The sequence below is a fragment of the Rathayibacter sp. AY1C6 genome, from assembly GCF_002931535.1.
Lineage (GTDB): Bacteria > Actinomycetota > Actinomycetes > Actinomycetales > Microbacteriaceae > Rathayibacter.
In genome coordinates, this window is record NZ_PSWC01000028.1 from 1 (window position 1) to 14,961 (window position 14,961).

Genomic DNA, 14,961 nt, shown 5'->3' on the forward strand with positions numbered 1-14,961 from the left:
GGCGCCGAGGGGGTGGGCGGAGCATCTGCATCCGGAGCGATCGGACCGGAAGCGACGGCGTCCGGAGCAACGGGAGCAGCGGACTGCTCCGCTCCGCTCCCCGACGCCGCCACCAGCCGCACGTCGTCCGCGACGGCCTCCGCCTCCTCCGGGCCGGCCGCCGCGTTCAGCGCCGCGGCCGCCGCCTCCGCTCGCGCCAGGGCCTCGGCGGCCTCCGCCTGCAGTCGGCGGGCGGCCTCCAGGGCCGCGCGCGCCTCGTCCCTCGCCGAGGCGAGCCCGTCGTCGTCACTCATGGGCTCAGCCTAGGTCGGCGGCGCCGGTCAGTCCTCGCGGACGTGCCAGGACTGTCCGTACCCGCCGTCGGCCTCGGGTCGGGCCATCAGCTCGAGGAACGGGTCGGCGCTGAACGCCTCCGGCCCGAGCACTCCGGCGCCGGTCCACACGCCGGTCGCGAGGAGCTCGAGCGCGACCACCGGGTTGAGCGCCGTCTGCCAGACCACGCACTGGGTGCCGTACTCGGCCATCGTCCACTCGTTGTCGCTCACGTGGTAGAGGTACACCTCGCGGCGGGCGCCGTCCTTCGTGCCCGAGACGAAGAGGCCGGCGCAGGTCCTGCCCGTCATCCGCGGGCCGATGCCGGCGGGGTCGGGCAGGGCTGCGGCGACGACGTCGCGCGGCGAGACCTCGACGGGACCGCCGGCCGAGCGGACCCGCAGGGGCTCGGTGCTGTCGAGGCCGAGGAGGTGGAGGGTGCGCAGGACGCCGATGAACTGCTCGCCGAGGCCGTACTTGAAGGTGACCTTCTTCGCATCGAGCCAGCGCGGCATCAGCAGCACCTCCTCGTGCTCGACGTTCACGCACTCGACCGGGCCGATGCCCTCGGGGAACTCGAACACCTCCGGCTCCGAGAAGGGGGCGGTGGTGTACCAGCCGCGGTCGCGCTCGAACACCACCGGCGGGTTCAGGCACTCCTCGATCGTGGTCCAGATGGAGAAGGACGGAGCGAAGATCTCGCGGCCGTCCGCGTCGTGCACGACGAGGTTCGCGCCGTCGCGCACTCCGAGCTCGTCGATCTCGTCGAAGAGGTGGTCGGAGGCGTAGCGGGCGAAGACGTCGGAGAGTCCCGGCTCCACGCCCATGCCCACCAAAGCGAGGCGGCCGCGGGAGGACCACTCCTCCGCCGCGGCGAACTGCTCGTCGCCGAGCTTGAGCCCCGTCAGCCCGTGGGGCTGCTCGGGGTGCGGGAGCGAGAGGCTCATCGCCATGTCGAGGTAGTCGGCCTCGGCGGCGAGCGCTCCGGCGAAGATCGTCGAGACGAAGCGCGGCTCGACGGCGTTCATCACGTGGGTCGCCCCGTGCGCGCGGGCGACGGTCTCGACGTTCTCGGCGTCGGAGGCGTCGATCCGCGCGGCGACGAAGCGGTCGTCGGCACCGTGCCGCTCCGCGATCCAGGCGACCGTGCGCTCGGCGCGAGCGAGGTCGTAGTCGCAGACGATGATCTGCTCGAAGAAGGAGCGGCGCGCGGCGATCTTCGCGAAGGCGTCGCCGACGCCGCCGGCGCCGACCAGGAGGATTCTCATGGGGACACCGTAGCGACGGATCGCGTCGTCCACCATGCCGAGCACCGACGGAATCGGAGCGGAGCGCGCCTTCCGGCCACCGGATCCGTCACAGGGCGGCCCGCTCCCCCCGCTCGAGCAGGCGGAGGAAGCCGGAGAGGTGCCCGAGGCCGGTCAGCGAGGTCGGGAGCGAGGCGGCGAGCGCCGGCGAGTGCACCAGGTACGCCGCCCACTTCGCGCGCGAGACCGCGACGTTCAGGCGGTTGGGCAGGAGGAGGAACTCCATTCCGCGCGGAACGTCGGCCCCGGAGGACGCGGCGAGCGACACGATGGCGACCACCGCCTCCCTGCCCTGGAAGAGGTCGACCGTGCCGACCGGCGTCTCCTCGAGGCCCGCGGCGTCGAGGGCGGTGCGGAGGAGCCCGCCCTGGGCGTTGTAGGGCGCGACGACGATGACGTCGGCCGCGGTCAGCGTCCGCTCGCCGTGCTCGTCGGTCCAGGCGCGGCCGACGAGGGAGAGGGCGATCTCGACGACGCGCCTCGCCTCGTCCGGCGAAGAGGTGGTGTCGCCCGCGTGCTCGACCGGGACGGAGTGCACGCCCGGCTCGACCCCCTCGAGGTGGCGCACCTGCGGCGCCCGCGACCGCAGCGCGCCCTCGTAGGAGAGCTCGGAGACGGCGTCGGAGAGCGCCGGGTGCATCCGGTGGGTCTGCGCGAGGAAGTAGCCGTACTCCGGCGGGAGGACGTCGTGCCCGTCGGCGAGCCAGCCGAGCGCCGACTCGTCGACCGGCTCCGGGTGCGCGCCCTGGCTCACCTGGGGCAGCTGCTGCGGATCGCCGAGCAGGAGCAGCCGCTGGGCGGAGACGGCCGACGCGATCGTCGGGGCGAGCGAGAACTGCCCGGCCTCGTCGACCACCAGGAGGTCGAGCGAGCGGCGCGGCAGGGTGACCGGGTTCGCGAAGGTCCAGGCGGTGCCGCCGATGACGCAGCCGCCGCCCTCCTCGAGGACCGCGGTGAGTGCCGCCGCGTTCTTCACCGGCGCCCAGGGCGCCGCCGCGAGCGCCTCGGGCGATGTGCCGTTCTTGGGCACCTTCGCCACGCGGGAGGGATCGACGCCGCGGCCGACGACGGCGCTCAGCACGTTCTCGACCACCGAGTGCGACTGGCCGACCACGCCGATGCGCCAGCCGTGCTCGTTCACCAGCCGTGCGATCACGTGGGAGCCGACGTAGGTCTTGCCGGTGCCGGGCGGACCCTGCACGGCGAGGGTCGCCCGCTCGAGTCCGAGCAGAGTGGTGACGACCGCGCCGATCACGTCGTCGCCCTGCACCGGAGCGACGGCTCCCGGCGGCACGCGGCGGAGGACGTCGAGCGCCGGGTCGGCCAGCATCGCGGGCAGCGCGTCGAGGACCTCGCCGCCCCACTCCGCGATCGCCTCGGGCTGGGGCGCGGCGCGCGGCGGCGGCGCGGGGGCGAGGGCGACCGGAGCGTCGTCGTGCGGATCCTCCCCCGCCTTCAGGCCCTCCTTGAGGAGCAGGACGATCCGCTCCCCGTCGTCGTCGACCGCGAGGATCTCGGAGCGCTCGGAGGCGCCGCGCAGACCGGGACCGGGCGAGGGTGCACCAGGGGGCGCCGGGGCCTCGTAGACCAGGTACGGCGACGAGCCGGTGCCGAGCCGGCTGCCGGGAGCGAGCCGGCCGAGGATCCGCAGCTCGCGCGACTGCGTGCGGGCGCGCGGGAGCTTCGCCCAGTCGCGGACGACCTCGACCCGGTCGATCATCACGACGTCGCGGGTGTCCGCCCACTCGTCCAGCGGCTGCCGGAGGCGGTCGAAGTGCTCCTGCCAGAAGGTCTTGGCCTCGCGGCGGTGGTAGTCGATCGCCGCGCCGGCGAGGGCGAGCGCGGTCTGGTCGGCCGTGCGCTCGCGCGGCTCGATCCCCTCGACCTGCGCCAGCAGTGCGACCGCGACCGGGTGCGGCTCGCGGGGCACGGGGATCTCGACCTCGAGCAGCGGCGGCAGCTCCTCGCGCGGCGGAGCGAGCTCCAGGAGCCAGTCGCGCAGGCGGAGCGTGGAGCGGCAGTCGTAGGCGTTGTACTCGGCGACGAGGTCGAGCCCGCGCTGCCCCTCGACAGGATCGACCCTCTGTGCGGCGCGCGCCTCCACGTACATCTCGATGCTGTCGGCGGCGTTCGTGACGCCGGACGCGTCCCGCTCCTCCTCGCCCATGTAGAGCGGCTCCAGCTTCTTGAGCGAGTAGCTGCGCGAGCCCACGCGGAGCGCCCGCCGCACCACCGGGTACAGGTCGACCAGGACGCCGTCGCGCAGGAGCGCGTCGACCTCCTCCTCGCCGACCCCGTGGCGGAGCGCGAGCGAGAGCAGGTGGCTGCGCTCGTAGGAGGCGTAGTGGTAGACGTGCATCCGGGGGTGCTCGGCCCGGCGCGCCCGCAGGAGCGCGAGGAAGTCGAGGAGCGCCCGGCGCTCGGCCGCGAGGTCGTGCGCCCAGAGCGCGGTGAAGCGCTCCTGGTCGTCGACCATGCCGAAGAGGTAGTCGAGGCCCCACTCGCGGTTGTCCTCGGTGTAGAGCGGGTCGCCCTCGAAGTCGAAGAAGAGGTCCCCCGGGTCGGGGGCGGGCAGCCCGGCGAGCACGGAGGCGTCGATCACCTCGACGGCCGGCACCGGCGAGGACTCCGACCGCAGCTGCAGCCGCGCCTGGGCGCGCAGGCCCTCGAGCGTGCCCGCGCCCAGCCCGGGGACGGGGCCGTCGTGCTCGGCGAGGGCGTCGATGGTGAGCACGCCGGCCGCCGTGAGCTTCGCCCGCTGGTCGAGCCGCATCCCGGCGACGAGGATCGGATCGCGGTGCGCCTGGACCTCGGGCGCGCAGACGGAGCAGCGTCCGCAGGAGGGGTAGCGCGGATCGCCCCACTCCAGCGGCTCGTCGGCGGCGAGGCGCTCATCGAGCACGGCGCGGAGCCGGGCGCGCTGCACCCGCTGGACCGGGGCGACGACGGCCAGCTCGTGGCTGGTGACGGAGCCGTCACCGAGCACGAGGTGCACCTGCTCCCCCACGCGGATGCCGCGCGCCTGCATCTGCTCGGCGTAGGCGGCGAGCTGCAGCAGCGCCGGGATCTTCGTGTGCCGGGCGAGCTTGGTGTCGTAGACCTCGTAGGCGCCGTCGGCGGTGCGGAGGAGGAAGTCCGAGAAGCCCAGGAACTCGCCGTCGAAGAAGGTGGCCTGGTAGAGCACGTCGACCCCGGCGCGCATCGCCTCGACGGCCGCCTCGGCCGCCGCGGGGTAGCCGGCGGGCTCGGGGCGCTCGAACTCGAGCACCTCGTGCGTGCGCTTCAGCTCGGCGAGGAAGCGGTGCTCGTGCTCGTCGCCGAGCACCGCGGTGCGCTCGAGCATCCCGTCCCTCTCGGCCTCGAGGCGCGGGGCGCGGCCCAGCAGGGCGTCGAACCGGCGGAGGACCGCCCACTCGCAGGCCGCCCAGTTCGACAGGTCGGTGGGGCTCGTGACCACGCGGCCGGACTCCAGGTACACGCGACTCCTTCCGCGACCACCGGGCGGCGATCGGCTCCAGGCTAGGGCGCCCCTCCGACACTCGTGCGGCCGCGGCCACCACCCGCACCGCTCCGGCTCCGCGTGGCAGGCTGGGCCGATGACCCGCGCGCGCTTCGAGATCATCCCGGCCGACGACATCGGCGAGCGCGCCGCGCGGGCGTTCCCGGACCCCTCCTCGGTGACGCTGACCGTGACGAGCCTGCCGAAGCACGGGACCGAGCGGACCGTGGACTGCGCGGTCGCGCTGGCCGGGCGCGGGTTCCGCGTGGTGCCCCACCTGGCGGCGCGGAACGTCGAGGGCCGCGCCGCACTCGAGCGGGTCCTCGGGCGGATGGGCGAGGCGGGGATCGACGAGGCGTTCGTGATCTCGGGCGACGCGTCCTCGGCGGCCGGCACCTACTCCACGAGCCTCGAGCTCATCCGCGACGCCCGGGAGATCTCACCCGGGCTGGCCCTGGACATCGCAGGCTATCCCGAGAGCCACCCGCACCTCTCCGACGAGAGCATCGAGCGGCACCTGCGCGAGCGCGCTCCGTTCATCCGCTCGATCGTCACGCAGATGTGCTTCGACGTGGACGCGGTGGTCCGCTACGCCGATCGGCTCCGCGAGACGGGGATCACGTCCGATCTGTGGGCGGGCGTGCCGGGGCCGGTCGAGCGCTCGCGGCTGCTGACGCTGGGCGCGCGGATCGGAGTGGGCTCCTCGCTCGGCTTCCTGAAACGGAGCACCTCGGTGGCCGGCGGGCTCCTCCGCGGACGCCGCTTCGACCCGTCCTCGTTCGTCGCGCGCCTGGAAGCGGCGGCGGGCGACCGCCTCGCGGGCCTGCACGTGTACACCTTCAACGAGCTCGACTCCCTCGCCGCCTTCGCCTGATCGGCGAGCCTCCGCGCTCCTCGGGCGCCGACCCTCAGGGGCTCGAAGCCCTCGCGGGGAGCGCTGCGCCGGTCAGGTGATGCGGCGGATCCAGATCGGCGGGTGCGGGAGCTCAGCCTCGGTGCGCAGGCGGCCGGCGAGCGGAGCCCAGACCACGAGCGCCACGCCGATCCCGAGCAGCAGGCCGCCGACGGTGTCGCTCAGCCAGTGGGCGCCGAGGTAGGTGCGGCTCGCCATCATCGCCACGGTGTAGAGGAAGCCCGCGATCCAGACCCACAGCAGCGGGAACACCAGGGCCAGCACCATCGCCGTCGTCGCCGCGTTGGCGGTGTGGCCGGACGGGAAGGAGCCGTAGTCGCTGGTGACGAGCATGTCGGCCGGGCGGGCGCGTCCCACCAGCTCCTTGACGAGCTGGGTGGCGCCCACGCTGACCAGCGCGGCGATCGCGTAGTAGAGCGCGGCCCACCGCCTGCGGAACACCAGCAGCACGGCGACGATGCCGAGCGGGATGAGCGTCGTGCCGACGAGCCCCGCTCCGACCGTGTTCATGACGAGGGCCGGGATGTCCCAGACCGGCGAGCGGTGCTCGACGATCTCGTCCATCCACTCCACGTCGAAGCGGAAGGCCGAGGTGGGGCGGAAGGCGATCAGCACGGCGAGGAGCACCGTGAGCAGGATCGCGAGCGACGCGGAGATCAGCGGCCAGCGGCGGGAGACCCGGTGGGCCGCCTCCTTCGTCAGCAGCCGGGCGGCGACGTCGTCGGACGGCACCTGCTCGCGCATCCGCGCACGCTGGACGGCGTCGGGGCGCGCGATTCCGGGCTCGGTCGACAGGCGGTCGTCGCGGTGATCCATCCGGACATGATGCCGTCACCCGGCGTTCCCCCGCTGGGGGTTGCGGGGCGGCTCGGCCGACGGTTCGGAAGCCCGGCGTCCGTGCGCCGGGTTCGTGGCACGGTTCGACCGGCCGTGCGGATGCCCGGCCTTCCCCCGCGGGGGTCTCGCGGCGCGGCTCAGCCGGCCGCGCGGGCCAGGCGGGCGGCGCGGAGGGCGTCGAGCCGGGTCGGCTCGGAGGAGCGGGCGAGGAGCCGCGCGGCGACGGCGCTCACGCGGGAGTCGTCCGAGGCGGAGGCCCGCTCGAGGGCGGCGGCCGCGTCGGGACCGGTGATCGAGCCGAGCGCCATCACGGCCGAGACCGCCAGCGCGGAGTCGTCGCTGCCGGCGGCCCCGTCCAGCGCGTCGACGGCAGGACGCGCGTCGTCGCCCAGGTAGCCGAGCGCGGCGGCGGCGTGACGCCGGACCGGCGCGGACCCCTCGCGGAGGGCCTGCTCCAGACCGGGGACGGCCGCGGCGCCGAAGGAGGCGAGGACGTCGGTGAGCACGTTCTGCGCCTCCGCGTCGTCGTCGCCGAGCAGGCCGAGCAGGACCGGCAGCGCGCGCTCGTCGCCGAGGCGGCCCAGCGCGAAGCGGGCCTTCGCAGCGACGGCGGGCTCGGAGTCGGCGGCCAGCGGGGCGATGTCGTCGAGCGTCGCCGGGTCGAGGATCTTGCTGAGCACGTGCAGCGCCTGCGTGCGCACTCGGGGCTCGCGGCCGAGCGCCTCGCGGGCGACGGGGACGGCGGCGGAGCCGAGGCGGCCGAGCGACCAGGTGAGCACGTCGCGGACGAAGAAGTCCGGCTCCTCCCACAGGTGCGCGGCGAGGGGCTCGGCGGTGGCGGGCTCGGCGAGCTCGCCCAGGGTCATCGCCGCACGGAGGCGGACGTCGCGGTCGGGGTCGGAGAGCTCGGCGAGCAGGGCGGAGGAGTCGCGGGAGGACATGGGAGGGCACTGTAGCAGCGGCGCTCGGGAGCGGATCCAGCGAGGGCCGGAGCACCCGGGAGGAGCCGCAGGCGCGGGGCGTGCCGGACCGCCGGGACCCGGAGCCGAGCGCTCAGTCCTGCAGCGCCGGGACGCTCCTCGGCCGGACGATCAGCCAGAGCGCCAGGATCGACACGGTCGCCGTCGCCATCATCACCAGGGCCATCGGCACGGCCGAGCCGGCGCCGAAGACCCCTGAGATCGGCGACAGCAGTCCGGCGGTGCCGAAGTTGACCGCTCCGAGCAGCGACGCGGCCGTCCCCGCCTCCCGGCCGTGGTTGACCAGGCCGAGGACCTGCACGCACGGGAAGCTGAAGCCGCACGACGCGATGAAGAACCACAGCGGGACGAGCGTGCCCCAGAGCCCCAGCCCGAGCACGTCGAAGAGGGCGATCAGGCCGGCGGAGGTGAACAGCGTCAGCGTCGTGATCGCGAGGATCCACTGCGGCCCGATCCTCCGGCTGAGGTAGGAGGACGCCTGCACGCCGAGGACGACGCCGAGCGAGTTCACGGCGAAGAGCAGTCCGTACTGCTGAGCGTCGAATCCGTAGAGGCCCTGGAACAGGAACGAGGAGCTGGAGAGGTAGGTGAACAGGCCGGCGAAGGTCATGCCCCCGATCACCGCCACTCCGAGGAACACGCGGTCGCTGAGGACGGCCCGGTAGCGCTGCACGAGCGAGCGGTGCTCGCGCTCGTGTCGGGCGGCGCGGGGCCGGGTCTCGACGACGAGCAGGCCGACGGCCGCGACGACCAGCACGCCGTAGGCGGCGAGGAAGACGAAGATCCCGCGCCAGTCCATGATCAGCAGCAGCTGCGAGCCGATGACCGGCGCGAGCACGGGCGCGAGGCCCGTCACCAGGGCGAGCCGGGACAGCATCCGCACCAGCGGGCGTCCGCCGAAGAGGTCGCGGACCATCGCCATCGCGACCACGCCGCCCGCCGCCGCACCGGCTCCCATCAGGAAGCGGAAGACGCCGAGCGTGACGATCTCGGGGGCGAGCGCCGCGCCGACGCAGGCGAGGACGTGCAGCGAGGTGGCCAGGAGGATCGGCAGGCGCCGGCCGACCGCGTCGCTCCAGGGGCCCACGACCAGCTGGCCGAGCGCGAAGCCGAGGGTCGTGCCGGTGAGGGTCAGCTGGACCGCCGCCTCCGACACGTTCAGCTCGCTCTGCAGCGCGGGGAACGCCGGCAGGTAGAGGTCGATCGTGAACGGCCCGAGGGCGGTCAGCGAGCCGAGGACGATCACGTAGACGAGGCGCTGGCGGGCCGTCAGGGCGTCGCCCGGGTGGCGGTGCACCGGGAGGGAGGCGGTCGGAGTCGAGGCGGGAGTGGACACGGAGTGCCTTCCTGCGCAGGGCGCAGCGGGGTGGGAGGGAGGGGTGCGGCCGGTGTCGTCCTCGGCGCGGGAGCGGACCTCGTCGGCTCCACGCCGCTCGGTCGAATCAATTCGATCATGCGTCGGACAGCGGCGCCACCCCTCGGCCCGCCGTCGGGTCAGACCGGGTGGAGCGGAGTGCCGAGCGGGTCGGCGAGCAGGCGCTCGAAGGCGAGCTCGGCGGCGCCCAGCATGAGCAGATCGGCGCCGAGCTCGGTCCGCACGATGCGCACGGAGTCGAGCGCGACCCGGAAGGGGCCGCCGCGGCCCAGGCGCTCCTCCAGGAATCCCGGCGCGACTCCTACCAGCGCCCCGAGGAAGCCGCCCAGCACCACGAGCTGCGGGTTGAACACGTTGATCACGTTGCGCAGGGCGACCGCGAGGTGCCCGAGCTGGCGCTCGACCTCGGTACGGACGGCCGGGTCCTCGGAGGTGGCGAGCGCCTCCTCCAGCCGCTCGCTCTCGTCGAGGCCGAGCACGGTGAGCAGCTCGGCGCGGCCGACCTCGGTCTCGAGGCAGCCGACGGCGCCGCAGTGGCAGTCGATGCCCGCGCTGTTGACGAGGGTGTGGCCGATCTCCCCCGCGTAGCCGTCGATGCCGTGCAGAGGCGCGCCGCCGACGATGACGCCGGCGCCCACTCCGCTCGCGCCGCCGTTGAGGTAGACGAGGTGCGAGACGTCGCGGCCGGCGCCGAGGACGCTCTCCGCGAGTGCACCGAGGTTGGCGTCGTTCGCCGAGAGGACGGGCAGGCCGGTCGCGTCGGCGAGCATGCGGGAGAAGGGCTCGTCGTCCCAGCCGAGGTGCGGGCCGACCCGGACGAGGCCGTCGGCGTCGCGGACGAGGCCGGGCACCGCGACGCCGATGCCGACCGTCCGCGTCTCCTCGGGCAGCTCGGCGAGCAGCTCGGCGACCGCCTCGGCCGCCAGACGGGCGGCGGCCTCGGCGGTGGGGACGGAGGCGGAGCGGCGGATGCGGCGGCGGACGACGGCGTCGACCCCGACCACGGCGACCGTGACGGCGTCGATCTCGGGGTTCACGGCGAGCGCGACGACTCCGGGATCGGCCTCGACGACGGGGCTCGGCCGGCCGACCTGGTTCGGCGTGGCGGGCTCGCGCTCGCGCACGATGCCGAGCTCCACCAGCTCGCCGACCAGCGCCGCGATCGTGGAGCGGTTGAGGCCGGTCAGGCGGGTCAGCTGCGAGCGGGAGCGGGGGCCGCCGCGGTGCACGAGGCGGAGGATCGCCGAGAGGTTGTGCCGCCGGACGCGGTCGAGGTTGTTGCCGCGCGTCGCGTGGTCGGGCATCCGCGGTCTCCTCTGCTTGCGGGGGTCAGCCTAGCCGGGGGCGGGGCCGGGGTCTCGAGGGGAGGGCTGCGCCCGCTGCTCGATCAGCAGGAGGGCGCCGCTCAGGCCTCGACCCAGGTCCAGGTGCCGGCCGGGCCGTCGACCGAGACGTCGCCGCCGGAGCGCCTCACGGTGAACACGGTCTCCTCCCCCGTGTCGTGCGCGACGACCCGGACCGGCGTCGCTCCGTCCGGCCCCGGGAAGACCCGCAGCTCGAGCCCGTCGAGGTAGTCGTACTCGGCCGAGTGCTGGCGGGCCCCCACCGGGATCACCGCGCCCTCGCGCACGTACAGCGGCAGCGAGTCGAAGCCGTGGACCTCACGGCGCCACTCCCCCGTCGAGACGATCCGCTCGCCCGTCCACCAGCTCGTCCACGTCCCCCGCGGGAGGTAGAACTCGACCGTGCCGTCCTCGGTGAACACCGGAGCGACGAGCAGGTCGTGCCCGAGCAGGTACTGCGTGTCGAGGTGGGCGGCGCTGCGGTCGTCCTCGAACTCGAGAGCCATCGGGCGCATGATCGGGACGCCGGTGCGCGCCGCCTCCGCCCCCGCCGCGAAGAGGTAGGGCATCAGCGAGAGCTTCAGCCGGGTGAAGAGCCGGGTGACCTCCACGGCCTCCTCGTCGAACGCCCACGGCACGCGCACCGAGGAGGATCCGTGCAGCCTCGAGTGCGAGGAGAGCAGGCCGAACGCGAGCCAGCGCTTGAACACTCCGGGATCGGGCGTGCCCTCGAATCCGCCGATGTCGTGCGCCCAGAAGCCGAACCCGCCCAGCGCGAGCGAGAGGCCTCCGCGCAGGGTCTCGGCCATCGACACGTAGGAGGAGGTGTTGTCCCCGCCCCAGTGCACCGGCAGCGACTGCCCGCCGACCGTGGCGCTGCGGGCGAAGAGGACCGCGCGGCCCTCGCCGAGCTCCTGCTCGAGCACCTCGTGCACCGCGCGGTTGTAGAGCTGGGTGTACCAGTTGTGCATGGCCTCGGGGTCGGTCCCGTCGGCCCAGACGACGCCCTCCGACGGGATCCGCTCGCCGAAGTCGGTCTTGAAGGAGTCGACGCCCTGGCGCACGAGGACGCGGAGCTTCTCCTGGAACCAGGAGGTCGCCTCCGGATTCGTGAAGTCGATCAGCGCCATGCCGGCGACCCACATGTCCCACTGCCAGACGTCGCCGGAGGCCGTTCTGAGCAGGTACCCCTTCTCGCGCCCCTCGGCGAACAGCGGCGACGCCTGCGCGATGTACGGATTGATCCAGACGCAGGTGTGCAGCCCGCGCTCGTGCAGGCGGGCGAGGATCCCCTCGGGGTCCGGGAAGGTGCGCGGGTCCCACTCGAGGTCGGTCCACTGGAACTCGCGCATCCAGAAGCAGTCGAAGTGGAACGCCGACAGCGGCAGCTCCCGCTCCGCGAAGCCGTCGATGAAGGAGTTCACCGTCTCCTCGTCGTAGCTCGTGGTGAAGCTGGTCGTCAGCCAGAGCCCGTAGCTCCAGGCGGGGACGACGGAGGGGCGGCCAGCGAGACCGGTGTAGCGCCGCAGCACGTCCTTCTTCGTCGGGCCCTGGATCACGAGGTACTCCAGCGCCTCGCCGCCGACCGAGAACTGCACGCGCTCGACCGCCTCGGAGCCGATCTCGAACGAGACGAGGCCGGGATCGTTGACGAGCACGCCGTAGCCGCGGCTGGAGAGGTAGAACGGGACGTTCTTGTAGGCCTGCTCGGAGGAGGTGCCGCCGTCGGCGTTCCACACGTCCACCGTCTGGCCGTTCTTCACGAAGGGGCCGAAGCGCTCGCCGAGCCCGTAGACCAGCTCGCCGACGCCGAGGTCGAGCTGCTCGTGCAGGTAGGCGGCTCCGTCCGGTCCGGTCAGGTAGCCCTGCGCCTTGTGCCCGGACCCGGTGAGGCGCGTGCCGGTCGAGGTGTCCCAGAACTCCAGCGACCACGGAGCGCCCTGCCTGATCCGGACCTCGAGGTCGCCGGTGCGCAGCACGCCGCCGGACTCCGTCACCTCCGCCGCTCCGACGTCGCCCTCGGCCAGCTCGAAGCCGGGGCGCACCGCCGTCCCGCGCCAGTGCTCGATCCGCACCCGCGCGACCCCCTCGGCCGGCGAGGACACCGTGACCGTGAGCGCCGGCCGGTTGAGGACGTCGCCGCGGCCCTGGATGACCCGGGTCGGGGCGATCACCTCGAGCGAGGTGCCGTCGGTGCGGATGTCGTACGCCTCCTGCGCGAACAGGGGCGTGAATCCGGCCCGCGTCTGCCAGAACCCGTCGGTGAACTTCATGGGGGTGCCTTTCGATGGCGCGCCGGCGGATCCCGCGAGGGAGGCGCCGACGGAGGGAGAGAGGGCTACTTGACCGCGCCGGCGGTAATGCCGCGGGTGAGGGTGCGCTGGAAGATCAGGAAGAAGATCAGCGTCGGGAGAAGGCCCAGGAGTGCGCTCGCGCTGGTCGTGGTGACGTCCATGATCTTGTCGCCCTGGAGGCTCGAGATCGCGATCGGGACGGTCTGCGTCGCGTCGCTCACCAGGAAGACCAGCGGGATGAGGAACTCGTTCCAGGTCCAGATGAAGAAGAAGATCATCAGCACCGAGAGGGTGGGCCGCGAGATCGGGACGATCACCCGGGTGAGGACCTGCCACTTCGAGGCGCCGTCGAGAGCCGCGGCCTCGAGGATCTCCTTCGGGAAGGTGCCGTAGACGCTCGAGAGCAGATAGGTGCCGAACGCCGACTGGATGACGGTGAAGATGACGATGACCGACAGCTGGGTGTCGTAGATCCCGACCGCTTTGAACATGTAGTACAGCGGGTAGAGCAGGGCCTCCTGCGGGAGCATGTTCGCCAGCAGGAACAGGACGATGATCCAGCTCCGGCCGCGGACACGGCCGATGCCGATCGCGTAGGCGTTCAGCACCGAGAGGGCGACGGCGAGGATCGCGACCGACCCCGCGATGAGGATCGAGTTGCCGAGCTTCTCGGGGAAGTCGACGCGGCTCCAGAAGGTCGAGAGGCCGTCGAAGGAGAGGCCGGTCGGGAAGGCGAGCGGGCCGTTCGCCGAGTACTCCGCGGGGGTCTTGAAGGAGTTGAGCAGGATCAGCAGCACCGGGCTGATGATCACGAGCCCGATCACCACGGCGACGGCGAGGATCACCCAGTCGCCGAGGGTGCGCTTGGTCGTGCCCTTCGCGGGCTTGGCGGGACGGGAGGACGAGAGGTCCGCGTCCTCCGTGCCGGCCTGGGTGAGGGGCAGGGTCTCGATGGCCGACATCAGCGGGCTCCTTCGCTGCGCTCGACGCGCTCCTGGGCGCGGATGAACAGCACGGCGAGGATCACGATGACGATCGTGAGCGCGGTCGCGATGGTGGCGCCGTAGCCCACCTGCTGCTTCTGGAAGAACTCGGTGTACGAGTAGTAGGAGGGGACGATCGTGGAGTCGCCGGGGCCGCCGCGGGTCAGGGCGTAGATCGGGCCGAAGACCTTCAGCGCGGCGATGGTGCAGGTGAGGGTGACCACGAAGATCTCGGGCCGGATGATCGAGACCGTGATCCAGCGGAAGCGCTGGAACCAGTTCGCCCCGTCGAGCTCCGCCGCCTCGTAGAGCTCGGGGTCCACGCGCTGCAGCGCCGCCATGAAGATGACGACCGGGTAGCCCAGCTGCACCCAGATCATCACGACCATGATCGAGAGCATCGCGGTGTCCGGCTTGCCGAGCCAGTCGTGCGCGAGGGAGCCGAGCCCGACGGCCTCGAGGATCGAGTTCAGCGCGCCGTTGTCGGGGCGGAGGATCCAGCCGATGACGATCGCGGCGATGACGGTCGGCAGGATCTGCGGGAGGTAGTAGGTGGCGCGGAGGAAGCTCGCCAGGCGCCCGCCGAACTTCTTGCCGACGAGATCGAAGAGGATCGCCGCGAGCAGGAGTCCGAGGATCGTGGGGACGATCACCATCGCGATGATCATGTAGACCGAGTTGAGGAACGAGGTCCAGAACTGGTCGTCGCCCATCAGCTCGATCCAGTTGTCGAGGCCGATGAAGATCGGCGGCTTGATGCCGCGCCAGGACGTGAAGCTGATGTAGACGTTCCAGATCAGCGGGATCAGCACGATGAACGTGAAGAGCACGAACCCGGGGATCAGGTAGAGCCAGTAGCCGCCGGAGCGCTTCTCGCGGGGCGGCGTCGTGGGAGGCGGCGCGCTCTCCGCGCGACGAGGTGCTGTCGTCGTCATGGGTACTCCTAGGTCGGACGGGGTCGTGGGTGTGCTGCCGCGGGATGCCGCTCCGGTACGGAGGCGACGGCGTGTCGCGGACCGGAGCGGCATACCGCGGTGGGGTGGAGGCTCGGCGGTGTTCGTGCGACCCCCTCGAGGGGTCGCCGTCACGTCCTCAGGTCTTCCGCTGCCGTTCCGCGC

At 72.9% G+C, this 14,961-nt stretch carries 10 protein-coding genes and 1 pseudogene; 1 reads left to right on the forward strand and 10 read right to left on the reverse strand.

Translation table 11 applies throughout. From position 1 onward, the window contains the following. The 3 genes and pseudogenes from C5D36_RS14510 to C5D36_RS14520 all read right to left on the reverse strand — a co-directional run. A pseudogene (locus C5D36_RS14510) lies at positions 1-293 on the reverse strand (hypothetical protein); the annotation flags it as partial. A gap of 27 nt (positions 294-320) precedes the next feature. Further along, positions 321-1,580 (reverse strand): saccharopine dehydrogenase family protein, encoded by a 1,260-nt coding sequence (locus tag C5D36_RS14515; protein ID WP_104296119.1) that lies wholly within the window; start codon positions 1,578-1,580, stop codon positions 321-323. 88 nt (positions 1,581-1,668) lie between these two features. Next, complete coding sequence (locus C5D36_RS14520) at positions 1,669-5,097, reverse strand: bifunctional RecB family nuclease/DEAD/DEAH box helicase (protein WP_104296101.1); 3,429 nt, start codon at positions 5,095-5,097, stop codon at positions 1,669-1,671. Positions 5,098-5,215: 118 nt separating this feature from the next. On the opposite strand from C5D36_RS14520, the gene C5D36_RS14525 reads away from it, so the two are divergent. Continuing rightward, positions 5,216-5,992 carry a methylenetetrahydrofolate reductase gene (locus tag C5D36_RS14525; RefSeq protein ID WP_104296102.1) on the forward strand — a complete coding sequence of 259 codons (777 nt, stop codon included), beginning with the start codon at positions 5,216-5,218 and terminating at the stop codon, positions 5,990-5,992. A gap of 72 nt (positions 5,993-6,064) precedes the next feature. Here C5D36_RS14525 and C5D36_RS14530 read toward each other — a convergent pair whose 3' ends face one another. From C5D36_RS14530 to C5D36_RS14560, 7 genes are all read right to left on the reverse strand, one after another. Further along, on the reverse strand, positions 6,065-6,847 hold the full coding sequence (locus C5D36_RS14530; RefSeq protein WP_258062952.1) for a phosphatase PAP2 family protein: 783 nt from the start codon (positions 6,845-6,847) through the stop codon (positions 6,065-6,067). Positions 6,848-7,005: 158 nt separating this feature from the next. Next, positions 7,006-7,809, reverse strand: coding sequence for a HEAT repeat domain-containing protein (locus C5D36_RS14535; RefSeq protein WP_104234526.1), 804 nt, complete (start codon positions 7,807-7,809; stop codon positions 7,006-7,008). Positions 7,810-7,921: 112 nt separating this feature from the next. After that, entirely contained in the window at positions 7,922-9,184 is a 1,263-nt protein-coding gene (locus C5D36_RS14540; RefSeq protein ID WP_104296103.1) for a multidrug effflux MFS transporter, read from the reverse strand. Positions 9,185-9,342: 158 nt separating this feature from the next. Beyond that, positions 9,343-10,527, reverse strand: coding sequence for an ROK family transcriptional regulator (locus tag C5D36_RS14545; protein ID WP_104296104.1), 1,185 nt, complete (start codon positions 10,525-10,527; stop codon positions 9,343-9,345). A 101-nt stretch (positions 10,528-10,628) separates the two neighbouring features. Further along, positions 10,629-12,839: an alpha-xylosidase gene (gene yicI / locus C5D36_RS14550; protein WP_104296105.1), complete on the reverse strand. Its 2,211-nt coding sequence runs from the start codon at positions 12,837-12,839 to the stop codon at positions 10,629-10,631. A 65-nt stretch (positions 12,840-12,904) separates the two neighbouring features. Beyond that, a complete protein-coding gene (locus C5D36_RS14555; protein ID WP_104296106.1) occupies positions 12,905-13,822 on the reverse strand; it encodes a carbohydrate ABC transporter permease in 918 nt (305 codons plus the stop codon). Next, on the reverse strand, positions 13,822-14,778 hold the full coding sequence (locus tag C5D36_RS14560) for a carbohydrate ABC transporter permease (protein ID WP_104258266.1): 957 nt from the start codon (positions 14,776-14,778) through the stop codon (positions 13,822-13,824). The genes C5D36_RS14555 and C5D36_RS14560 overlap by 1 nt, the downstream gene beginning before the upstream one ends. Positions 14,779-14,961: the final 183 nt, after the last annotated feature.